Origin of the sequence: Streptomyces sp. A0642 (genome assembly GCF_004795105.1) — a bacterium.
Classification (GTDB): Bacteria; Actinomycetota; Actinomycetes; order Streptomycetales; family Streptomycetaceae; genus Streptomyces.
Window position 1 is genome coordinate 314,517 of sequence record NZ_SSBL01000002.1, and the last position, 21,927, is coordinate 336,443.

The 21,927-nt window shown below is 72.5% G+C and carries 16 protein-coding genes; 3 read left to right on the forward strand and 13 right to left on the reverse strand.

Annotated elements, in window-relative coordinates; all coding sequences use genetic code 11:
* The first annotated feature begins 184 nt into the window (after nt 1–184).
* Nucleotides 185–1,537 (forward strand): MFS transporter, encoded by a 1,353-nt coding sequence (locus tag E6R60_RS05015; RefSeq protein ID WP_136325175.1) that lies wholly within the window; start codon nt 185–187, stop codon nt 1,535–1,537.
* Here E6R60_RS05015 and E6R60_RS05020 read toward each other — a convergent pair.
* The 9 genes from E6R60_RS05020 to hrcA all read right to left on the reverse strand — a co-directional run bounded on the left by E6R60_RS05020 (nt 1,501) and on the right by hrcA (nt 12,445).
* Entirely contained in the window at nt 1,501–2,493 is a 993-nt protein-coding gene (locus E6R60_RS05020; RefSeq protein WP_136325176.1) for an adenosine deaminase, read from the reverse strand. The genes E6R60_RS05015 and E6R60_RS05020 overlap by 37 nt on opposite strands.
* Nucleotides 2,494–2,537: 44 nt before the next feature.
* Nucleotides 2,538–3,446 (reverse strand): ribonuclease Z, encoded by a 909-nt coding sequence (locus E6R60_RS05025; protein ID WP_136325177.1) that lies wholly within the window; start codon nt 3,444–3,446, stop codon nt 2,538–2,540.
* A 30-nt stretch (nt 3,447–3,476) separates the two neighbouring features.
* Nucleotides 3,477–3,836, reverse strand: a complete 360-nt coding sequence (locus tag E6R60_RS05030; protein WP_136325178.1) for a histidine triad nucleotide-binding protein — start codon at nt 3,834–3,836, stop codon at nt 3,477–3,479.
* A gap of 327 nt (nt 3,837–4,163) precedes the next feature.
* Nucleotides 4,164–7,376 (reverse strand): S41 family peptidase, encoded by a 3,213-nt coding sequence (locus tag E6R60_RS05035; protein WP_136325179.1) that lies wholly within the window; start codon nt 7,374–7,376, stop codon nt 4,164–4,166.
* A 133-nt stretch (nt 7,377–7,509) separates the two neighbouring features.
* Nucleotides 7,510–8,055: a hypothetical protein gene (locus E6R60_RS05040; protein ID WP_240802394.1), complete on the reverse strand. Its 546-nt coding sequence runs from the start codon at nt 8,053–8,055 to the stop codon at nt 7,510–7,512.
* Between the two features lie 129 nt (nt 8,056–8,184).
* Complete coding sequence (locus E6R60_RS05045; protein WP_136325180.1) at nt 8,185–8,931, reverse strand: 16S rRNA (uracil(1498)-N(3))-methyltransferase; 747 nt, start codon at nt 8,929–8,931, stop codon at nt 8,185–8,187.
* Nucleotides 8,928–10,001 (reverse strand): nitronate monooxygenase, encoded by a 1,074-nt coding sequence (locus E6R60_RS05050; protein WP_136325181.1) that lies wholly within the window; start codon nt 9,999–10,001, stop codon nt 8,928–8,930. The genes E6R60_RS05045 and E6R60_RS05050 overlap by 4 nt, the downstream gene beginning before the upstream one ends.
* Before the next feature lie 290 nt (nt 10,002–10,291).
* Nucleotides 10,292–11,428 carry a molecular chaperone DnaJ gene (dnaJ, locus tag E6R60_RS05060; protein WP_136325183.1) on the reverse strand — a complete coding sequence of 379 codons (1,137 nt, stop codon included), beginning with the start codon at nt 11,426–11,428 and terminating at the stop codon, nt 10,292–10,294.
* Nucleotides 11,429–12,445 (reverse strand): heat-inducible transcriptional repressor HrcA, encoded by a 1,017-nt coding sequence (gene hrcA / locus E6R60_RS05065; protein WP_136325184.1) that lies wholly within the window; start codon nt 12,443–12,445, stop codon nt 11,429–11,431. It abuts the gene before it with no gap.
* A 182-nt stretch (nt 12,446–12,627) separates the two neighbouring features.
* Between hrcA and E6R60_RS05070 the strand changes: the two genes are divergently transcribed.
* Nucleotides 12,628–13,368, forward strand: coding sequence for an MBL fold metallo-hydrolase (locus E6R60_RS05070; RefSeq protein ID WP_136325185.1), 741 nt, complete (start codon nt 12,628–12,630; stop codon nt 13,366–13,368).
* A 25-nt stretch (nt 13,369–13,393) separates the two neighbouring features.
* Nucleotides 13,394–14,215, forward strand: coding sequence for a DUF3097 domain-containing protein (locus E6R60_RS05075; RefSeq protein WP_136325186.1), 822 nt, complete (start codon nt 13,394–13,396; stop codon nt 14,213–14,215).
* 137 nt (nt 14,216–14,352) lie between these two features.
* On the opposite strand, the gene hemW is transcribed toward E6R60_RS05075, so the two are convergent.
* The 4 genes from hemW to lepA all read right to left on the reverse strand — a co-directional run bounded on the left by hemW (nt 14,353) and on the right by lepA (nt 21,856).
* A complete protein-coding gene (gene hemW / locus E6R60_RS05080) occupies nt 14,353–15,585 on the reverse strand; it encodes a radical SAM family heme chaperone HemW (RefSeq protein ID WP_136325187.1) in 1,233 nt (410 codons plus the stop codon).
* A 52-nt stretch (nt 15,586–15,637) separates the two neighbouring features.
* Complete coding sequence (locus E6R60_RS05085) at nt 15,638–17,542, reverse strand: ATP-binding SpoIIE family protein phosphatase (RefSeq protein WP_136325555.1); 1,905 nt, start codon at nt 17,540–17,542, stop codon at nt 15,638–15,640.
* Between the two features lie 187 nt (nt 17,543–17,729).
* Nucleotides 17,730–19,619 (reverse strand): AMP-dependent synthetase/ligase, encoded by a 1,890-nt coding sequence (locus E6R60_RS05090; protein ID WP_136325188.1) that lies wholly within the window; start codon nt 19,617–19,619, stop codon nt 17,730–17,732.
* Between the two features lie 362 nt (nt 19,620–19,981).
* Nucleotides 19,982–21,856 carry a translation elongation factor 4 gene (lepA, locus tag E6R60_RS05095; RefSeq protein WP_136325189.1) on the reverse strand — a complete coding sequence of 625 codons (1,875 nt, stop codon included), beginning with the start codon at nt 21,854–21,856 and terminating at the stop codon, nt 19,982–19,984.
* Nucleotides 21,857–21,927 lie beyond the last annotated feature (71 nt).

The window sequence follows — 21,927 nt, forward strand, 5'->3', positions numbered from 1 at the left end:
CGGCTTTCGGTCGGCGGGGAGCACTTGATACAAATTGCCCCGCGACCACCGTCGGGGATGCATCCGGCGCGTGTGCCGAGCCCTCGCGTTTTCCGCGTTCCCCGCAGTTCTCCCCTTTCTCGCAGTTCTCGCGTCACCCCCCTCTGTCTTCTTCGCCTCCTCTGGCATGTCTTCAGGAACGCCCATGTCCTCGCGCCGCGCCGCGTGGCCCCTGGTTGCCGTGTTCACCGCCGGTTACCTCGCCGCATACCTCCTCCCCACCATCGTGGGACGGCTGTCCGTCCATCTCGGTCTCACCACGGCCCAAGCCGGTCTGGTGGGCAGCGCGCTACTGCTGAGTTCGGCCTCGGCCGGCTTCTGCCTGGCGGGCCGCGTCGAGACGTACGGGCCCCGGAGACCGGCGCGGACCGGGCTGACGCTGGCCGTGCTGGGGTACGGCTGCGCCGCGCTGGCGGGTTCCGTGCCGCTGGTGGTCCTGGGCGCGGTGGTCGGCGGTTTCGGTTCCGGTACGGCGACCGCGGTCGCCGCGGCCGGCATCGCCGCCCAGCGTGACCCCCACCGGACCTCTTCCCTGGGCCTGTTGAGCGTCTCGGCGACCGCGGGCGCCCTGTATCTGACGATCCCGCACCTGGGCGGCGGCCACCGGCTGCCGTTCGCGTCGATCGCGCTGGTCGCGCTGCTCGTCTGGCCGGCCGCCTCCCGGCTCGGCAGTCCGGTCCCCGCCGGTCCGGCCGTGCCGGCGTCGGGCCGGCTGCCGCACCGCCGTTCGGGCCTGGTGCTGGCGGGCGGCATGCTCGTCTGGTCGATGGCGCAGAACGCGCTGTGGGGGGTCAGCAGCCGCATCGGAGTGGATCAGGCCGGCCTCTCCGAGGTCACCATCGGCGCGGTCTACGCCGCCGCGCTGGGCGCCGGTCTGCTCGGGGTGATGGGCGCCGGGGTGCTGGGAGCCCGGCTCGGACGCGCGGTGCCGATCGGACTGGGCACCGTGGTCATCGCGGCCAGCATCGTGCTCAGCTCGTCGGCCGGGAGCCTCGGCTCGTTCGCCACCGGCGAGATCCTGTGGAACACCGTCTACCCGGTGGTCCTGTCGTATCTGATCGGCCTGGCCGCTTCCCTGGACGTGCGCGGCCGCTGGGCGGTCCTGGCGGGCTCGGCCTCGTCGGTCGGCGTGGCCTGCGGTCCGGTGCTCGGCAGTGTGCTCTCCGAGGGGGCCGGCTTCCCGGTGATGGGGCTGATCCTCGGCACCGTGACGCTGCTGGTCGCGGCGCCGGTGACGGCGGTGGCCCTGCACACCGGTGGCCGTCCGCTGGTTCCGGGCTCGGTGCGCCGCAGGGGCGGCGCACCGGCGGCCCTGCTCGCGGTCACCACCGGTGCGGTGCCGGGCGCCGTGCCGAAGCTGGGCGCGCCCGAGCAGGCCGTCACGGAGATCAGCCTGCCCGCGCTGCGCCGCCGGCGCCTGGTCAGGAGCGCGTTCCGGACGGCCGGCCCCTCGGGCGCCGGTCAGTCGAACGCGTACGCCTCGACCTCGGACAGGTAACGCGCCCTGCGCTCCTCGTCGTGGTCGAGGAACGCCGCCTCGAAGGAGTTGCGGGCCAGGGTGCGCAGCTGCTCGCGGTCCAGGCCGAGCGCCTCGTGGACGGCGTGGAAGGTGTCGCCGACGTACCCGCCGAAGTAGGCGGGGTCGTCGGAGTTCACGGTGCAGAGCAGTCCGGCCTCCATCATGGCCCGCAGCGGGTGCTGTTCCAGCGTGTCGACGGCGCGCAGCCGTACGTTGGACAGCGGGCAGAGGGTGAGCGGCACCCGGTCGGCGACCAGCCGCTTCACCAGCTCCGGGTCCTCCATGCAGCGCAGCCCGTGGTCGATGCGCTCCACACCGAGTACGTCGAGCGCCTCGGTGATGTAGGCGGGCGGGCCCTCCTCGCCCGCGTGGGCGACCTTGCGCAGTCCGAGGGCCTCCGCCGCCGCGTACACCTCGCGGAACTTGACGGGCGGGTGGCCGACCTCGGCGGAGTCCAGGCCGACCGCGCTGATCCGGTGCAGGTACGGCTTGGCGGCCTCCAGCGTCTCCAGGGCCGACTCGGCCGACTGGTCGCGCAGGAAGCACATGATCAGCTGGGTGGAGATGCCGTGCTTCTCCTCGCTGCGCTCCAGCGCCCGGCCGAGTCCCTCGACGACGGTGCCGAGGGGGACGCCGCGGGCGGTGTGCGCCTGAGGGTCGAAGAAGATCTCCGCGTGGCGTACGCCCTGGGCGGCGGCGCGGGTGAGGTAGGCGTCGGCGAGTTCGGTGAAGTCGTCCTCGGTCCGCAGCACCGCCATCAGCGCGTAGTACAGGTCGAGGAAGCTCTGCAGATCGTCGAAGAGGTAGGCGGTGCGCAGCTCCTCGGTGTCCGCGTAGGGCAGCGGCACGCCGTTGCGTGCAGCGAGCGCGAAGGCCAGCTCGGGTTCGAGGGTTCCTTCGATGTGGAGGTGGAGTTCGGCTTTGGGGAGGTGCACGTGTTTCTCACTTACGCAGGGATGGTGCGATTCGCTGTGTCGTCTTACGGGTGACGGCTCGGTACCGGGACCCGCATCAGGTCCTGGGCCACGGTCAGTTCGCCCTCGTACCCGGCCGCCCTGGCCTGGACCTCGAAGAGCTCCGGGTCCGGGTAGCGCTGGGAGAAGTGCGTGAGCACGAGGTGCCGTACGCCCGCTTCCCGTGCGGCCCGGGCCGCCTGTCCGGCGGTCAGGTGGCCGTGGTCGGTGGCCAGTCGCTCGTCCTCGTCGAGGAAGGTGGACTCGATGACCAGCAGGTCGCAGCCCTCGGCGAGTGCGTACACACCGTCGCACAGCCTGGTGTCCATGACGAACGCGAACCGCTGTCCGCGCCTCGGCTCGGAGACGTCGTCGAGGGTGACGCCGCGGAGGGCGCCCTCGCGCTGGAGCCGGCCGACGTCCGGTCCCGTGATGCCGTGCTCGGCGAGCTTCGCGGGCAGCATGCGCCGCCCGTCGGGCTCGACCAGCCGGTAGCCGTACGACTCGACGGGGTGCGAGAGCCGGTGGCTGCTGAGGGTGTACGCGTCCGTGGTGGCGAGCAGCCCGTCGGCGGCGACCGGGGCCTCGGTCAGGGCGACGCGCTCGCGGTAGGCGGTGGCGTAGCGGAGCCGGTCGAAGAAGTGCTGCCCGCTCGCCGGGTAGTGCGCGGTGACGGGGTGCGGGACCTGGTCGAGGTTGATCCGCTGGATCACCCCGGCCAGGCCGAGCGAGTGGTCGCCGTGGAAGTGCGTGACGCAGATCCGGTCGATGTCGTGCGCGGCGACGCCGGCCCGCAGCATCTGGCGCTGGGTGCCCTCGCCGGGGTCGAAGAGGATGCCGTCGCCGTCCCAGCGCAGCAGGTAGCCGTTGTGGTTGCGGTGCCGGGTCGGGACCTGGCTAGCGGTGCCGAGGACGACGAGTTCACGTGCGGACACGAATGCGGCTTCCTTGTTCCGGACCTGGACCTAGCCGGGGGGCCACTGGAGGCCGCGGCCGCCCAGGACGTGGGCGTGCGCGTGGAAGACGGTCTGCCCGGCTCCGGCGCCGGTGTTGAACACGACCCGGTACCCGGTCCCGTCGACCTTCTCGTCGGCGGCGACGCGCCCGGTCTCGGCCAGCACGTCGGCGAGGACCTGCGGCTCGGCGGCGGCGAGGGACGCGGCGTCGGGGTGGTGGACGCGCGGGATGACCAGGACGTGGGTGGGGGCCTGGGGGTTGATGTCGCGGAAGGCGACCGTGGTGGCGGTCTCCCGAACGATGGTGGCCGGGATCTCACCCGAGACGATCTTGCAGAACAGGCAGTCGGGCTGCGGTTCTCCTGCCATGGGGGCGCTCCTCTGTCTCGTTGATCCGTCACGGAGAAGCCTATCGGTGCGCCGCGCCCGGCCGGCGCCGAGGCGCGGGGTCCGGGGCGCAGGCCCCTCCCGGCCCCCGGGGGGGTCCCCCGGACGAGGTCCGGGGGAGTTCACAGCGCGGGGCCGGGGCGGAGAGCCCTCACCCCCCGGCGTCCGAGGCGCGAGTTCCGGGCGGGGCCCCGGTCACGAGAAGGGGCGGGGAAGGGAGGAGAACAGGCCTGGCCGCAGAAGCCCCGACCCACCGGCCGGGCAGCCGCACCGAGCCACCGCTCCACCTCCGCCCCGCCCCGCCTCACCTCACTCCGGCAGCGACGGCGCCACCTTCGCGGGCGTCCGCGCCAGCGACTCCAGGGCGATCCGGATCGCCTCGTCCAGCTGCGGGTCCCGGCCCGCGGCATGGTCCTGCGGGGTCATGACGACCTCGACGTCGGGGTCGACGCCGTGGTTCTCGACTCCCCACCCGTACCCCTCCAGCCAGAAGGCGTACTTGGGCTGCGTGACCAGCGTGCCGTCGACGAGCCGGTACCGGCTGTCGATGCCCACCACGCCGCCCCAGGTGCGGACGCCGACCACCGGCCCGATGTTCAGCGCCTTGATCGCCGCGTTCACGATGTCGCCGTCCGAACCGGAGAACTCGTTCGCGACGGCCACGACGGGGCCGCGCGGCGCGTCACCCGGATAGCTGGAGGGCCGCATGCCGCGGGGCAGGTCCCAGCCGACGATGCGGCGGGCCAGCTTCTCCACGACGAGCTGCGAGGTGTGGCCGCCGCGGTTCTCCCGTACGTCCACGACCAGGCCCTCGCGGGCGACCTCGGTGCGCAGGTCGCGGTGGATCTGCGCCCAGCCCGAGCCGACCATGTCGGGGACGTGGAGGTATCCGAGGCGCCCGCCGGACCGCTCGTGGACGTACGCGCGCCGGTCGGCGATCCACGCGTGGTACCGCAGCGCCTCCTCGTCGGCGATCGGCACGACCACGACGTGGCGCGGGTCGCCGCCGTCGACCGGCGAGACGGTCAGCTCGACGGGTTTGCCGGCGGAACCGGTCAGCAGCGGTGCGGGACCGGTCAGCGGGTCGACGGGGTGGCCGTCCACCGCCACGATCGCGTCGCCGGCACGCACCGCGACTCCGGGCGCGGCGAGGGGCGCCCGGGCGGCCGGGTCGGAGGTCTCGGACGGCAGGATGCGGTCGATGCGCCAGCTCCCGTCGTCGGCGCGGGAGAGGTCGGCGCCGAGCAGTCCCTGCCGGGCGGAGTCGTCGCGCCAGCCGCCGGACGGGGTCACATAGGCGTGCGAGGTGCCGAGTTCGCCCTGCACCTCCCAGAGGAGGTCGATGAGGTCGTCGTGGGTGGCGACGCGTTCCAGGACGGGCCGGTAGCGGTCCAGGACGCCGTCCCAGTCGACACCGCCCATGTCGGGCCGCCAGAAGTTGTCCCGCATGATGCGGCCGGCCTCGTCGTACATCTGGCGCCATTCGGCGGCCGGGTCGAGGGTGCGGCGCACCCGGGAGAGGTCGACGGTGACGTTGCCCTCGTCGCTGTCGTCGTCGGAGCCGGACACCCGGCTGTCGGACGGGACGACGCGCAGCTTGCCGTGGCTGTGCAGGACCAGCCGCCTGCCGTCGCCGCTGACCGCGAACCGGCTGATGTCGGAGGCGAGTTCCTCGCAGCGCAGTTTCTCCAGGTCGTACCGCTCCAGCACGGGCTCGGGGCCGTGGGCGTCGGGGGTGGCCGCGCTCGTGCCGAGCACTCCGGTCACCGGGTGGCGCAGCCACAGCAGGCCGTCCTTCGCGGCGCGCAGCGAGGAGTAGCTGGCGGCCTCGACGGGCAGCGGCACGATCCGGTCGGCGAGGCCGTCCAGGTCGATGCGGGTGACGGGCAGCGCGGTGGGGTTGTCCTCGCCGTCGCCGCCCTTCTCCTTCTCGGTCGGGCGGCCGTGGAGCTGCGGCCCGAACGGGGAGGGGGTGGTCGCGGCGAGCGTCAGCAGGTGCGGACGGCAGGCGCCGATGAACGCCATGTCGAAGACGTGGGCGTCGTAGACCGGGTCGAAGGCACGCTCGGAGAGGAAGGCGAGGTGCTTTCCGTCGGCGGTGAAGGCGGGTGCGAAGTCCCGGAACCGCAGCGGGGTCGCCTCGGAGACCGACAGGTCCGCCAGGTGCGCGAGTTTGAGCTGGCTCAGCGGCTCGGGGCCGGGGTGCGACCAGGCGAGCCAGGCGGAGTCGGGCGAGAAGACGAGGCCGGAGGCGTCGCCGTGCTCGCTGCGGTCCACCTCGTGGACCTCGCCGCTCCCCCGCTCGACGATCAGTACACGTCCGTCGTGGGCCGCGACGGCAAACCGGCTGCCGTCCGGTGCCGGCGCCAGGTCGAGGACCCGGCCGATCCGGCCCGCGGCGAGGCGGCGCGGCACGGCTCCGGGGCCGGTTCCGGTAGCGGGGGCGCATTCCAGCGCGTCGTCGCCCTCGGCGTCGGTGACCCAGACGACGTGCTGGTCGCCGTCGGCCTGGAAGGCGTGCGGAAGCCTCGCGCGCACGCCGGGTTCGACGGCGAGCGCGCGGGCCGGGCCCTCGCGGTGGGTGACCCAGTGGACGGCCCCGCGGGAGCCGACGGCGCTGCCGCGGCCGGTGCGGTCGGGGGACGCGGTGTGCAGGTGGCTGCCGGCGTGCACGGGGTGCGGCTGGAGGTCGGCGCGCTGGCCGCCGAGCCGGATGTCGAGGCGGCGGGGTTCGTCGCCGTCCAGGCTGTCCAGGAGCCAGAGTTCACCGGCGGACGCGTAGGCGACGCGCGTGCCGTCGGTGGTGGCGTGCCGGGCGTAGAAGCCGTCGACGCCGGTGTGCCGGCGCAGGTCCGTGCCGTTGGGGAGGGAGGAGTAGAGCGCGCCGACGCCTTCGTGATCGGAGAGGAAGGCGATGCGCTCGCCGACCCACAGGGGGCATTCGATGTTGCCGTCAAGCCCTTCGTGGACGCGTGCGAACTCCCCCGGGTCCCCCTCGGCCGCGATCCAGAGCTTGCCCGCGGTGCCGCCCCGGTAGCGCTTCCAGGTGGCGGCCTCGCGCCCCATGGTGGCCGAGAGCAGCAGGACGCGTCCGCCGGGACCGTACGCGAGGGAGCCGACCGGTCCGTACGGGAGGGTCCGTGCGGGGCCGCCGTCGACCGGGACGGCCCGGGCCCAGCTGCGCCGCAGGGAGACCTGGCCCTGGGTGCTGGTGACCAGCACGTCGCCGTCGGGGGTCCAGCCGCGTACGGCGGTCCGCGCGTCGCCCCAGTGGGTCAGCCGCCGGGAGGGGCCGCCGTCGACGGGCGCGAGGTGCACCTCGGGCGCCCCGTCGCGGGTGGACGTCCAGGCGACGAGGGTGCCGTCGGGCGATATGCGCGGCTGGGTGACAGGACGGTTGTCGGCGCTGACACGCCAGGCTCGGCCGCCGTCGAGCGGCGCGAGCCAGACATCGTCCTCGGCGGTGAAGACGATCGAGTCGCCCTGGACATGGGGATACCGGAGGTAGGAAGGCTGTGTCACATCGATCACCCTAGGCCGCGGCAGTGGCGGGCGGAACGGAGTTGGCCGGAGTCCGCCTTACGGTGGCCCGGCGCACGCGGAAGCGCGCAGGCGACGGCGCGGCCGCCGTGCCGGAACGGCCGGGCGGTTCAGGTCACTTGCCCTGGGGACGCTCCGTGACCGTGACGGTCACCGTGACCGTCGGCCGGGCCCCTCCCCCGCCGCCCTTGCCGTCGTCCGGAGCGGAGGTCGCGGGCGGCGCCTCGCAGTTGCCGAGCAGGGTGGCCCGGAACACGGTGCGGCCGTCGGCCTTCGCCGTCAGGTCCCCGCGCACGCACCGGCCGTCGACCGCCTGGCGTACCTGGCCGGCGACCGTGATGTCCCGGCCGTCCTTCGTCCGGCCGCGGCAGTCGACGTCGGCGAGGCGGCGCGGGGAGGCGGTGGCCGAACCCGCCCGCCCGGACGAGGCCTTCGCTCCTCCCGCGTTCACCTTCGCCGTGCAGGTCAGCCACTGCACGTCGACGCCTTCGTGCTCCAGCGCACGGGTCGCCGTGCGGTCGGTGGTCACCGCGATGGACGCGGTGTTGAGCCCGTCCGCGGGTTCGCAGGCGGTGACGCCCACGACGACGGTGGCCGCCAGGCAGACCGCGGCCGGAATACGACGGGTCGCCCGGCGACCCCATGCCCTTGATGTCCCCATACGGGCAGCTTCCCACCGCTCCGGACCCGGCGGTAGACCGCTTGCGGCCACAACCACCCGAAAGGGAAGCACCTGAGAGCGACCGTCAGAGGGGGGCGGCGTCACCCACCCCCCACGGGGCGGCCGGCCCTATGACCAGCGGCCCGTGCGCCCCAGCAGCAGCGCCGTCGCCGCGGTGCCCGCCGTCGAGGTCCGCAGCACGGTCCTCCCGAGCCGGCAGGTCCGGGCGCCGGCGGCGGCGAACACGGCCAACTCGTCCGGGGAGACCCCGCCTTCGGGACCGACGACCAGCACGATCTCGCCCTCGTCGGGCAGGTGCACGGTGGCCAGCGGCTCACTTCCGTACCCGCGGTCCTCGTGCAGTACCGCCGCGAAGTCGGCCGTGGCCAGAAGTGCGGCAACCTGTTTGGTCGTCATCGCGTCCGTCACGTCCGGGAACCGCACCCGGCGCGACTGCTTGCCGGCCTCGCGGGCCGTACTGCGCCACTTCGCCAGGGACTTGAGACCCCGGTCGCCCTTCCACTGGGTGATGCAGCGGGCGGCCTGCCACGGGACGACCGCGTCGACGCCGGTCTCCGTCATCGTCTCGACGGCGACCTCGCCCCGGTCGCCCTTGGGCAGCGCCTGGACGACGGTGATGCGGACGCCGGGGCGGGGCTCCTCGTGGACGGCGTCCAGACCGGTGATCACCAGCCGGTCCTTGCCCTCGGCCGCCGACACGACGCCCTCGGCCCAGGCACCGCGTCCGTCCGTCAGGACGACGTCCTCACCGGCGTGCAGGCGTTTCACCGAGACGGCGTGCCGGCCCTCGGGGCCCTCCAGGACGAACTCGGGCCCGCCCGGCAGCTGTTCGACGACGAAGACGGGTGCCGTCACTGTGTACTCCTCGTGCTCAGTGCCGTCCGTGCGGCGTCCATTTCCTCGGCGAGCAGCCTGACCAGCCGTCCCGCGGGCAGCTCGCGGGCCATCCGGTGGCCCTGCCCGGCCCACAGTGCCATGCCCTGCGCGTCCCCGGCCTTGGCCGCCGCCTTGCGCAGCGCGGCCGTCAGATGGTGCACCTGCGGGTAGGCGGCGGGGGCGTACGGCCCGTGCTCGCGTACGAAGCGGTTGACGAGGCCGCGGGCCGGGCGGCCGGAGAACGCCCGGGTGAGGGTGGTGCGGACGAACAGCGGGTTGTTCAGGGCCTGCTTGTGGAGCAGATGGGCGCCCGACTCGGGGCAGGCCAGGAAGGCGGTGCCGAGCTGTGCCGCGTCGGCGCCCGCCGCCAGCACCGCGGCGATCTGGGAGCCGCGCATCAGTCCGCCCGCGGCGACGACCGGTATCTGCACGGTCTCGCGGACCTGGCCCACCAGGCAGAGCAGCCCGGTGCCCGAGCCGTCGGCCTGCGGGTCGTCACGGAAGGTGGACTGGTGGCCTCCCGCCTCGACGCCCTGGGCGCAGACGGCGTCGGCGCCCGCCCACTGGGCGGCCTGGGCCTCTTCGGGCGAGGTGACCGTGACGACGGTGTACGTGCCCGCCGCGGCGAACGCGTCGAGGGTGTCGCGGGAGGGGCAGCCGAACGTGAAGGACACGACCGGGACGGGGTCCTCCAGGAGGATGGCGAGCTTGGCCTCGTAGCCGTCGTCGCCGCAGGCGTCGGTGTCGCCGAGCTGGGTCTCGTACCAGGAGACCTCGCCCGCGAGCTGGTGCCGGTACACCTCGACGGAGGCCGGGTCGGCGAGGTCGGGCTGCGGCATGAAGAGGTTGACGCCGAAGGGCTGGCCGGTGAGGCCGCGCACCTGTTTGATCTCGTTGTACATGCCGTCCGCCGTCTTGTACCCGGCGGCCAGGAAGCCGAGCCCGCCGGCCTCGGCGACGGCCGCGACGAGCTGCGGGCAGGAGGTGCCGCCCGCCATCGGGGCCTGCACGATCGGATACCGGCAGAGATCGGTCAACGCGGATGACATGACCGCATCGTGTCATGTCCCTCGTGGCCCGTGATGCGCACCCCGCTGCCACGTTTTGTCCGCAATGCGGTACGGGCCCGGAAACCGGGCCCGTACCGTGTCGACGCGCGGACCTAGGGCGTGTTTCGAAAGTCCCGCCTGCTCGGCGACGCCTGGCACGCACACTCGCCGCGTTGTCGGGATCGCCCCGATACAACCAGTATCGGGGCGACCCTCCGCCTTGCGATCGCACGCACCAGGCGCCGCCGAGCCCGCCCTCCGGGCGGACGGCGCTACTTTCGAAACACGCCCTAGCGGCCGTTGAACGCGTCCTTGAGGCGCGAGAACAGGCCCTGCTGCCCGGGCTGGAACTGGCCGGTGGGCCGCTCCTCGCCGCGCAGCTTCGCCAGCTCGCGCAGGAGGCGTTCCTGCTCCGGGTCCATCTTGGTCGGGGTCATCACCTCGACGTGGACGATCAGGTCGCCTCGCCCGCCGCCGCGCAGGTGCGTGATGCCGCGCCCGTGCAGGGGGACGGACTGGCCGGACTGGGTGCCCGGCCGGATGTCGACCTCCTCCAGACCGTCGAGCGTCTCCAGCGGCACCTTGGTGCCGAGGGCCGCAGCGGTCATGGGGATGGTGACCGTGCAGTGCAGATCGTCGCCGCGCCGCTGGAACACGGCGTGCGGCAGCTCGTGGATCTCGACGTAGAGATCGCCGGCGGGGCCGCCGCCGGGGCCGACCTCGCCCTCGCCCGCGAGCTGGATGCGGGTGCCGTTGTCGACACCGGCGGGGATCTTCACGGTGAGCGTGCGCCGCGAGCGGATGCGGCCGTCACCGGCGCACTCCGGGCACGGCGTCGGCACGACCGTGCCGAAGCCCTGGCACTGGGGGCAGGGCCGCGAGGTCATGACCTGGCCGAGGAAGGACCGGGTGACCTGGGAGACCTCGCCGCGGCCGCGGCACATGTCACAGGTCTGGGCGGAGGTGCCGGGTGCGGCGCCCTCGCCGCTGCAGGTCGTGCAGACGACGGCCGTGTCGACCTGGATGTCCTTGGTCGTACCGAAGGCCGACTCGGAGAGGTCGATCTCCAGCCGGATCATGGCGTCCTGGCCGCGGCGCGTACGCGAACGGGGTCCGCGCTGCGACGACGCACCGAAGAACGCGTCCATGATGTCGGAGAAGTTGCCGAAGCCGCCCTGTCCGAATCCGCCCGCGCCACCGCCTCCGGAGGCGGACAGCGGGTCGCCGCCGAGGTCGTAGACCTGCTTCTTCTGAGCGTCCGACAACACCTCGTAAGCGGCGTTGATCTCCTTGAACCGCTCCTGGGTCTTCGGATCGGGGTTCACATCCGGGTGCAGCTCGCGGGCGAGCCTCCGGAAGGCCTTCTTGATCTCGTCCTGAGAAGCGTCGCGGCGTACGCCGAGTACGGCGTAGTAGTCGGTGGCCACTTACGACTCCGCCAGGATCTGTCCGACGTAACGTGCCACTGCGCGTACCGCTCCCATCGTTCCGGGGTAGTCCATGCGGGTCGGTCCGACCACGCCGAGTTTGGCGACTGCCTCGTCGCCCGAACCGTAGCCGACCGCGACCACGGACGTGGAGTTGAGCCCTTCGTGGGCGTTCTCGTGCCCGATACGTACGGTCATGCCCGAGTCCTTGGCCTCGCCGAGCAGCTTCAGCAGCACGACCTGCTCCTCCAGTGCCTCCAGCACCGGCCGGATCATCACGGGGAAGTCGTGCCCGAAACGGGTGAGGTTGGAGGTGCCGCCGATCATCAGCCGCTCCTCCGTCTCCTCGACGAGGCATTCGAGGAGGACCGAGAGCACGGTGGACACGGTTCCCCGGTCCTCGCTCTCGAAGGATTCCGGCAGGTCCTGCACCAGTTGCGGGACGTCCGCGAAGCGGCGCCCGACGACCCGGCTGTTGAGCCGGGCCCGCAGATCGGCGACCGAGGTCTCGCCGAACGGCGCGGGGCAGTCGACGAGCCGCTGTTCGACCCGGCCGGTGTCCGTGATCAGCACGAGCATCAGCCGGGCGGGGGCCAGGGGCAGCAGTTCCACGTGCCGCACCGTCGAGCGGGTCAGCGAGGGGTACTGCACGACGGCGACCTGCCGGGTCAGCTGCGCGAGCAGCCGCACGGTACGTCCCACGACGTCGTCGAGGTCGACCGCGCCGTCGAGGAAGTTCTGGATGGCGCGGCGCTCCGGCGACGACAGGGGCTTGACGCCCGCGAGCTTGTCGACGAAGAGCCGGTATCCCTTGTCCGTCGGGATGCGTCCCGCGCTGGTGTGCGGCTGGGCGATGAAGCCCTCGTCCTCCAGCACCGCCATGTCGTTGCGGACGGTGGCCGGGGAGACCCCCAGCTGGTGCCGCTCCGTGAGCGCCTTGGAGCCGACGGGCTCCTCGGTGCCGACATAGTCCTGGACGATGGCGCGCAGCACTTCGAGTCTGCGTTCGCTGAGCATCGCGCACACCTCCAGCTGTGTCCTCGGTGGTTCTCGGGCCGTTCCCGGTCCTGCCCTGGCACTCGGTACGTACGAGTGCCAGCAGTCCTCCGCCAGTGTACGGCGACCGGGCGGCCCCCTAGCAAGGGCGACCGGCCACGCTACCGCGAGACTGCGCAGGTCGTTGCCGATAGCGTCGCCGTATGGACGCCTCTTGGGAAGAGTTCGGCTGGGAGCGACTCGGACACGGTGTGGGCCGTCGACGGCTTCCGGTGTGGGATGCGACGGTGGCCCTGGTGTGCGGGGCGGACGGAGTGCTGCTCTGCGACACCGGGTCGTCACTCCGTGAAGCGGCCGAGGTACGGGGTCAGGCGCAGGCGCTGCTGGGCCGGAGGGTGACGCATATCGCACTCAGCCATCCCCATTTCGATCATGTGCTGGGCGCGGCGGCCTTCTCCGGGACGCAGGTGTTCGGCGCCGTCGGCATGACGGAGCTGCTGCGGCGCGGGGCGGACGAACTGCGCGAGGACGGGGTACGGCAGGGCCTGCCCGCACAGGACGCGGCCGAGTCCGCCGATGCGCTGGTGGCGCCGCACCACGAGGTCTTGGCCGAGTGGACGCTCGATCTGGGCGGTGGACGCGAGGTGCTGCTCGTGAACATGGGCCCCGCGCACAGCGGCCACGATCTGGCGGTGGTGGTCCCCGGCGCCCCGGCCTCCCCCGGCTCCCGCACGATCGTGTTCTGCGGCGACCTGGTCGAGGAGTCCGGCGAGCCGCAGGCGGGCCCGGACGCCTTCCCCGGGCACTGGCCGGCGGCACTGGACCGGCTGCTGGCGCTGGGCGGCGAGGACGCGCTGTACGTGCCGGGGCACGGGGCCGTGGTGGACGCCGCGTTCGTACGGGCCCAGCGCGACGCCCTCGCCGCCAGGTTCGGCGTGTCGTAGCCCGCTCCCCGCTTATCGTCGTCCGATGCGCAGCTACCAGCCGGACCTGACCCCGCCGTGGAAGAAGTCCGCCCCCGTCCCCGAGGTGCCCGCCGATCCGGATCTGGTCGTGGAGGAGGCCCTCACCGGATTCTGCGGTGCGGTGATCCGGTGCGAGAAGACGGCCGAGGGTCCGACGGTGACCCTGGAGGACCGCTTCGGCAAGCACCGGGTCTTCCCGATGGCGCCGCGCGGCTTCCTGCTGGAGGGCCGCGTCGTCACACTGGTGCGCCCGTCGGCGGGCGGTCCGGCCAGGCCCGCCCGTACGGCCTCCGGTTCCCTCGCGGTTCCCGGGGCGCGGGCCCGGGTCGCGCGGGCGGGCCGGATCTACGTGGAGGGGCGGCACGACGCGGAGCTGGTGGAACGGGTCTGGGGCGACGACCTGCGCATCGAGGGCGTGGTGGTGGAGTACCTGGAGGGCATCGACGACCTCCCCGCGATCGTGCGGGAGTTCGCGCCGGGCCCGGACGCCCGCCTCGGGGTGCTGGTGGACCATCTCGTACCGGGCTCCAAGGAGTCCCGGCTCGCCGCGCGGATCTCGGACGAGAACGTCCTGGTGGTCGGCCACCCGTACATCGACGTGTGGGAGGCGGTGAAACCGTCGTCCGTCGGGATCGCGGGGTGGCCGGTGGTGCCGCGCGGCCAGGACTGGAAGACGGGTGTGTGCCGGGCCCTGGGGTGGCCGGAGAACACGGGTGCGGCGTGGCAGCGGATCCTGTCCTCGGTCCGCTCCTACCGCGATCTGGAACCGGCGCTGCTGGGCCGGGTCGAAGAACTGATCGACTACGTGACAGCACGCCCCGCTTAAGGGCCGCGCTTCCGGCCCCTGCGGGCCCCGCGGGTCCCCCGGACGCGGTCCGGGGGAGTTCGAGGGGCGGGGTCCGGGGCGGAGCGCGCCGGGCGCCCGCGGCGGGTTCCCCCGCCCCTCCGCGTGGCCGCGACCCCTCAGTCGACCAGGTCCCGCACCACCGCGTCGGCCAGCAGCCGCCCCCGCAGCGTCAGCACGGCGCGCCCCTCCGCGTACGGGCCGGGCTCCAGCAGTCCGTCGTCCACCGCCCGGCCGGCCGCCGCGAGTCCGGCCGGGGCGAGCAGGGACAGCGGGCAGCCGTCGACGAGCCGCAGCTCCAGCAGGATGCGCTCGACCCGGCGGTCCTCGGCGGAGAGGATCTCGCGGCCCGCGCCGGGTGAGCGCCCCTCGGCCAGCGCCTGCGCGTACGCGCCCGGATGCTTCACGTTCCACCAGCGCACGCCGCCGACGTGGCTGTGCGCGCCGGGTCCTGCGCCCCACCAGTCGGCCCCGCGCCAGTACAGCTCGTTGTGCAGGCAGCGGCCCTCGGGAGTCCGGGACCAGTTCGACACCTCGTACCAGGAGAAGCCGGCCGCGGCCATCGCCTCGTCCGCGATGAGGTACCGGTCGGCGTGTGCGTCGTCGTCCGTCATCGGGATCTCGCCGCGCTTGATGCGGCGGGCCAGCTGGGTGCCCTCCTCGACGATCAGGGCGTACGCCGACACGTGGTCCGGGCCCGCGCCGATCGCCGCGTCGAGGGACGCGCGCCAGTCGTCGTCGGACTCCCCGGGGGTGCCGTAGATCAGGTCGAGGTTGACGTGCTCGAAGCCGGCGGCCCTCGCCTCGGCGACGCAGGCCTCGGGCCGGCCGGGGGTGTGGGTGCGGTCGAGGATCTTCAGGACGTGCTGCCGGGCGCTCTGCATCCCGAAGGAGATCCGGTTGAAGCCTCCTTCGCGCAGTTCGGCGAGATAGGCCGGTCCGACGGACTCCGGGTTGGCCTCGGTGGTGATCTCGGCGTCGTCCGCGAGGCCGAACTCCTCCCGGATCGCGGCCAGCATCCGGACCAGGTCGGCGGCGGCCAGCAGCGTGGGGGTGCCGCCCCCGACGAAGACCGTGCGGACCTGGCGGGGGTCGTCGCCGAGGACCTTGCGGGCCTGGCGGACCTCGCCGACCAGATGGGAGGCGTAGTTGTCCCGGGACGCCAGCGCCCCGCCGGAGCCGCGCAGCTCGGTGGCGGTGTAGGTGTTGAAGTCGCAGTAGCCGCAGCGGGTCGCGCAGTACGGCACGTGCAGATAGAAGCCGAGCGGGCGGTCTGCGGCGCCTTCCAGGGCGTGGCGGGGCAGCGCCCCGTCGTCGGGTACGGGTTCACCATCGGGCAGTACGGAAGGCATACCGCCCATTGTCGCGCGCCGCCCGGCAACCGGACGCCACCCCGGGAGCTGGCTACTGGGCCTGGAGGACCAGCAGCGCCAGATCGTCGTCCGGCGGGCGCTCGGCGAAGGCGTGCACGGCGTGCTTGATGCGGTCCGCGATGCCTTCCGCGGTAAGCCCGGTGCAGCCGGAGAGCGCCTGCGCGAGCCCGTCCCCGTCGTCGAACATCAGCGCCCCGGAGCGACGCTCCGTCACCCCGTCGGTGACGCACAGGAGGCTGTCGCCGGGCGCCAGGTCGAAGCTCTGGGTCTCGTACACGGCGTCGTCCATGACGCCGAGGAGCAGTTGCGGTTCGGCGGCCGGGCGCACCGTGCCGTCGGGCCGCAGCAGCAGGGGCAGCGGATGCCCCGCGCTGGCCAGGGTGCAGCGCGCGCCGCCTCCGGGCAGCGGCACGAGCTCCCCGTACAGCAGGGAGAGGAACCGGGACTGCCCGCTGTCCGCCGAGTGCTGGCCGCCGGCGGCGGCGACCATGAGCGCGGCCGCCTCGGCGGCCTCCATCGCGTCGTCCAGAAGCAGCCGGTTGAGGCGGACCAGGACCTCGCCGGCCTGGAAGCCCTCGCGGGCCAGCAGCCGCAGCCAGGGGCGGGCGAGCCCGGTCACGACGGCCGCCTCGGGGCCGCTGCCCTGGACGTCGCCGAGGACGAAGCACCAGCGGTCTCCGGGGCACGGGAAGATGTCGTAGAAGTCACCTCCGACCACTCCGTCGTCGCTGGGCTCGTAGACCAGGGAGCTGGCGACACCGGGTATCTCGGCGACCTTGCTGGGCAGCAGTCCGCGCTGGAGGATGCGGCTGATCGTGGCCTGCCGGGTGTAGGCGCGGGCCGCGCCGACGGCGAGGCCGACCCGGCGCACGAAGTCCTCGATCAGGGCGGTGACCTCGTCGGGGACGCGGGTGATGCCCTCGCGGCCGAGGAGTACGGCGCCGAGGGTGCGGCCGCCCGAGGTGATCCGGTAGGCGAGCGTGACGCCTTCGGTCCCGCCCGGCTGCCCGCCGTCCTCCGTGCTGCCGGGCCACGGCAGCGAGACCGGCCCGGTCCCGACCCGCTCGGGGAGCCGGAGGGGGTCGCCCTCCAGCAGGGTGCGCAGGGGCTGGATCCGGCTCTCGTCGACGTGCCAGACCTTCGCGAGCCGAGGGACGGCGGCGCGGCCCGGGGTCTCGGGCTCCAGCCAGATCGCGCACCAGTCGGCGAGCCGGGGCACGAGTAACTGTCCGGCGAGCGCGGCCACGATGTCCTCGTCGAGCTGGCCCGCCAGCAGGTCCGACGCCTCGGCGAGGAACGACAGCGCGCCGCGCCCCGCCCAGTCCGCGTCGTCGCGCAGGGCGCGGCGGGCGGTGGGGGCGAGCAGTTCCGCGGCGCGCAGGCCGCGCTGGAATCCGGGTGCCGGACGCGTGTCGGGGAAGGGGTTCCAGTCGTCGACGGGGAGCCGGGCCCAGACGGTCTTGAGGCCGGTGCGGTAGGTGATGCCCCAGCGCTCGGCGAGGGTGGCGACGAGTTCCAGGCCGCGCCCGTACTCGGCGGGCTCCCCCGGCGCGTCCTCGCTCGGGGTGCCGTGCTCGGGCCGGTCGCTGCGCACGGCACGGGCGGGGTGGTGGTCGGAGACCTCCAGGACCAGCGCGGAGGCCTCGTCCTCGGTCGCCTCCTCCAGCCGGAAGAGCAGGTCGACGTTGGTTCCGGCGTGCACGACGGCGTTGGTGACGAGTTCGCTGACGACGACCGCCGCGTCGTCGGACAGCCGTTCGCTGAAACCCACGGCCGCGGGCAGCCCGAGCCCGCTCCATTCGGCGAGCGCCGCCTCCACGAACCGCCGGGCCGCGGAGGGCGCGAGCAGGTTCCCGGGCAGGCTCGTCCGGGCGACGGGCTGTGCGCCCGTGGACGCGCCAGTGGTTCCGGGACGCTGCACGATGTCCCGCTGCAAGGGAATGGACCCCACAGGGCGGCTCCTGACCTGTTCTCGCTCTGCCTGTTCTCCGTTAAGCGCCGCTGACGACACGGACAGAGTGACAGATCGGCCCTTCGCATACGCGTCGAGTTACCGAAGTGCCTGGAGAACAGCGCGCCGGCCCCCGCGCGCCGAGCACGGGGGCCGGGGCCAGGGGCCGGTGTCACGCCTCCCGGGAGCCCGCGTACATGTCCTCGATCAGATCCTTGTACGCGCGCTCGACGACCGGCCGCTTCAGCTTGAGGCTGGGCGTGACCTCACCGTGCTCGATGTCGAGGTCGCGCGGGAGGAGCCGGAACTTCTTGATGGTCTGCCAGCGCTGCAGTCCCTCGTTGAGGCGCTTGACGTAACCGTCGATGAGCTCGACGGTCTTCGGGGACGCCACGACGTCCGCGTACGACTTGCCCTCCATGCCGTTCTCGGCGGCCCAGCCGAGGATGGTCGGCTCGTCCAGCGCGATGAGGGCGGTGCAGAAGTTACGGTCCGCGCCGTGCACCAGGATGTTGGAGACGAACGGGCAGACCGCCTTGAACTGGCCCTCGACCTCGGCCGGCGCGATGTACTTGCCGCCGGACGTCTTGATCAGGTCCTTCTTGCGGTCGGTGATCCGCAGATAGCCGTCCACGGACAGCTCGCCGATGTCGCCGGTGTGGAACCAGCCGTCGGCCTCCAGCACCTCGGCCGTCTTGTCCGGCAGCCCCTGGTAGCCCTCCATCAGGCCGGGGCCGCGCAGCAGGATCTCGCCGTCGTCGGCGATGCGGACCTCGGTGCCGGGGAGCGGCTTGCCGACGGTGCCGGTGCGGTAGGCCTCGCCCGGGTTGACGAAGGAGGCGGCGCTGGACTCGGTGAGGCCGTAGCCCTCCAGGATGTGGATCCCGGCGCCGGCGAAGAAGAAACCGATGTCGGGGGCGAGGGCGGCGGAGCCGGAGACGCAGGCGCGGAGCCGGCCGCCGAACGCCTCGCGGATCTTGGCGAAGACGAGGGCGTCGGCGACCTTGTGCTTGGCGCCGAGCGCGAAGGGCACGGAGGCGGTGCCGGTGCGCCGGAAGTTGTCCTGGGAGACCTTCGCGTACTCGCGGGCGACCCCGGCCGCCCAGAGGAAGATCTTGTACTTGGCCCCGCCGCCGGCACGGGCCTTGGCCGCGACCCCGTTGTAGACCTTCTCGAAGATCCGGGGGACGGCGGCCATGTACGTCGGCTGGACGATCGGCAGGTTCTCGATGATCTTGTCGACCCGGCCGTCGACGGCGGTGACGTGGCCGACCTCGATCTGTCCGGAGGTGAGCACCTTGCCGAAGACGTGGGCGAGCGGCAGCCAGAGGTACTGGACGTCGTCCTTGGTGATCAGGCCGGTGGAGACGGTGGCCTTGGCCATGTACGACCAGTTGTCGTGCGGCAGCCGTACGCCCTTGGGGCGGCCGGTGGTGCCCGAGGTGTAGATGAGGGTCGCGAGCTGCCCGGGGGTGATGGCGTCGACCCGCGCCTTGATGGCCTCCGGGTTCTCGGCCAGGTGCCCGGCGCCCAGGGCCTCCAGGTCGGCCAGGGAGAGCACCCAGCCCTCCGGGTCGCCCTCGGCCGGTCCGGCGCCCTCCGCGTCGATGACGACGACGTGCGCGAGGTTCGGCAGCTCGGCGCGGCGCTCGCGCGCCTTGGCCAGCTGGGCCGCGTCCTCGGCGATCAGGACCCGGCTGTCGGAGTCGGAGAGGATGAACGCCGACTCCTCGGCGTTCGTCGAGGGGTAGATCGTGGTGGTCGCGGCGCCCGCGCACATGACCCCGAGGTCGGCCAGGATCCATTCGACCCGGGTGCTCGCGGCGAGCGCGACGCGCTCCTCCGGCTGCACGCCCAGGGCGATCAGCCCGGCCGCCACGGCGTAGACGCGCTCGGCGGCCTGCGCCCAGCTGAGCGACTTCCACTCGTCGGGACCCTGGCCGGCGGCCGCGGGGACGGGGTAGCGGTAGGCCTCCCCGTCCGGGGTGGCGGCCACCCGGTCGATGAAGAGGGTCGCCACGGAGGGCGGACGGTTCTCGATCATGGTCTGTGTGTCGCTCACGACATCCTCCGGGCCTGCGGCAGTGCTTCACGACGGGCTGCTGGTTGCGGGTGTGCGCTCTCCGCTTGGGTCTGCGTGCTTGATCCTGCGTGCTGGGGTCCACACGTGCCGGTACCGCGTGCTCGGGTCCGCACGTGCGGGGTGTTGCGTGCTGCTCGGTCCTGCTTGTTTAACTGGCGAGTAACTACGAAGCCGTGATCAGAGTAAAGCGCCCGCGCGCCCCGCGTAAGGGGCAACAGGGCGTCGCTTCATAACGAACGGGCCCCCACGGCGCGGTGCTCTGCGCTGCGGGGACCCGTTCGCCTACCGGCCGGTAAGGAGGGGGGAGGGAGGGAAGGGCCGGACTCCGCCCCGCCCCCGTCCTACTTCTTGGCCTTGGTCTCTCCGGCGGACTCATCGGTCGACAGCACCGAGATGAACGCGTCCTGCGGCACCTCCACGTTGCCGACCATCTTCATCCGCTTCTTGCCTTCCTTCTGCTTCTCCAGCAGCTTCCGCTTACGGGAGATGTCACCGCCGTAGCACTTGGCGAGGACGTCCTTGCGGATGGCACGGACGGTCTCACGGGCGATGACCCGGGAGCCGATGGCCGCCTGGATCGGCACCTCGAAGTTCTGCCGGGGGATGAGCTTTTGCAGCTTGGCGACGAGCCGCACGCCGTACGCGTACGCCTTGTCCTTGTGCGTGACGGCGGAGAACGCGTCGACCTTGTCGCCGTGGAGCAGGATGTCGACCTTGACGAGCTGGGCGGACTGCTCGCCGGTGGGCTCGTAGTCGAGCGAGGCGTAACCCCGCGTCTTGGACTTCAGCTGGTCGAAGAAGTCGAAGACGATCTCGGCGAGCGGCAGGGTGTAGCGGATCTCGACCCGGTCCTCGGAGAGGTAGTCCATGCCGAGGAGCGTGCCGCGGCGCTGCTGGCAGAGCTCCATGATCGCGCCGATGAACTCGCTGGGCGCCAGGACCGTGGCCCTGACGACCGGCTCGTGCACCTTGTCGATCTTCCCCTCGGGGAATTCACTCGGGTTGGTGACGACGTGCTCGCTGCCGTCCTCCATCTCGACCCGGTAGACCACGTTCGGCGCGGTGGCGATGAGGTCGAGACCGAACTCACGCTCCAGCCGCTCGCGGACCACGTCGAGGTGGAGCAGGCCGAGGAAGCCGACACGGAAGCCGAAGCCGAGCGCGGCGGAGGTCTCCGGCTCGTATACCAGGGCGGCGTCGTTGAGCTGGAGCTTGTCCAGCGCCTCGCGCAGGTCCGGGTAGTCCGATCCGTCCAGCGGGTACAGCCCCGAGAACACCATCGGCTTCGGGTCCTTGTAGCCGCCCAGCGCCTCGGTCGCCCCGTTGCTCAGCGAGGTGATCGTGTCACCGACCTTGGACTGCCGGACGTCCTTCACGCCGGTGATGATGTAGCCGACCTCGCCGACGCCGATGCCGTCGGACGGGGTCATCTCCGGGGAGGAGACACCGATCTCCAGCAGCTCGTGGGTGGCGCCGGTCGACATCATGCGGATGCGCTCGCGCTTGTTCAGCTGGCCGTCGACGACACGGACGTACGTGACGACTCCGCGGTACGCGTCGTAGACCGAGTCGAAGATCATCGCGCGGGCCGGGGCGTCCGCCTTGCCGACGGGTGCGGGTACGTCCCTGACCACCCGGTTCAGCAGCGCGTCCACGCCGACGCCGGTCTTCGCGGAGACCTTGAGGACGTCCTCGGGCTGGCAGCCGATGAGGTTGGCCAGCTCCTCGGAGAACTTCTCGGGCTGGGCGGCCGGCAGGTCGATCTTGTTGAGGACCGGGACGATGGTGAGGTCGTTCTCCATCGCCAGGTAGAGGTTGGCCAGCGTCTGGGCCTCGATGCCCTGCGCGGCGTCGACCAGCAGGACCGTGCCCTCACAGGCGGCGAGCGACCGGGAGACCTCGTAGGTGAAGTCGACGTGTCCCGGGGTGTCGATCATGTTGAGGACGTGGGTGCTGCCCTGGCCCTCACCGGTCGTGGGCGCCCAGGGCAGTCGTACCGCCTGGGACTTGATGGTGATGCCGCGCTCGCGCTCGATGTCCATCCGGTCGAGGTACTGAGCGCGCATCTGCCGCACGTCGACCACACCGGTCAGCTGGAGCATCCGGTCGGCGAGGGTCGACTTGCCGTGGTCGATGTGCGCGATGATGCAGAAGTTGCGGATCAGCGCCGGGTCGGTACGGCTCGGCTCGGGCACGTGGAGAGGAGTCGCGGGCACGCAGGGTCCTGATTCTTGAGACGCCGAACGCCGTGTCTCGGGTCGATGTCGGGTCGGTCGGATCTGTACGT

What these genes read in the sequence shown, in the direction of transcription:
- E6R60_RS05015 (WP_136325175.1), top strand. Translation starts at nt 185, where the DNA reads ATGTCCTCGCGCCGCGCCGCGTGGCCCCTGGTTGCCGTGTTCACCGCC.
- E6R60_RS05030 (WP_136325178.1), bottom strand. Translation starts at nt 3,836, where the DNA reads ATGGCAGGAGAACCGCAGCCCGACTGCCTGTTCTGCAAGATCGTCTCG.
- E6R60_RS05040 (WP_240802394.1), bottom strand. Translation starts at nt 8,055, where the DNA reads ATGGGGACATCAAGGGCATGGGGTCGCCGGGCGACCCGTCGTATTCCG.
- E6R60_RS05050 (WP_136325181.1), bottom strand. Translation starts at nt 10,001, where the DNA reads ATGTCATCCGCGTTGACCGATCTCTGCCGGTATCCGATCGTGCAGGCC.
- hrcA (WP_136325184.1), bottom strand. Translation starts at nt 12,445, where the DNA reads ATGCTCAGCGAACGCAGACTCGAAGTGCTGCGCGCCATCGTCCAGGAC.
- E6R60_RS05070 (WP_136325185.1), top strand. Translation starts at nt 12,628, where the DNA reads ATGGACGCCTCTTGGGAAGAGTTCGGCTGGGAGCGACTCGGACACGGT.
- E6R60_RS05075 (WP_136325186.1), top strand. Translation starts at nt 13,394, where the DNA reads ATGCGCAGCTACCAGCCGGACCTGACCCCGCCGTGGAAGAAGTCCGCC.
- hemW (WP_136325187.1), bottom strand. Translation starts at nt 15,585, where the DNA reads ATGCCTTCCGTACTGCCCGATGGTGAACCCGTACCCGACGACGGGGCG.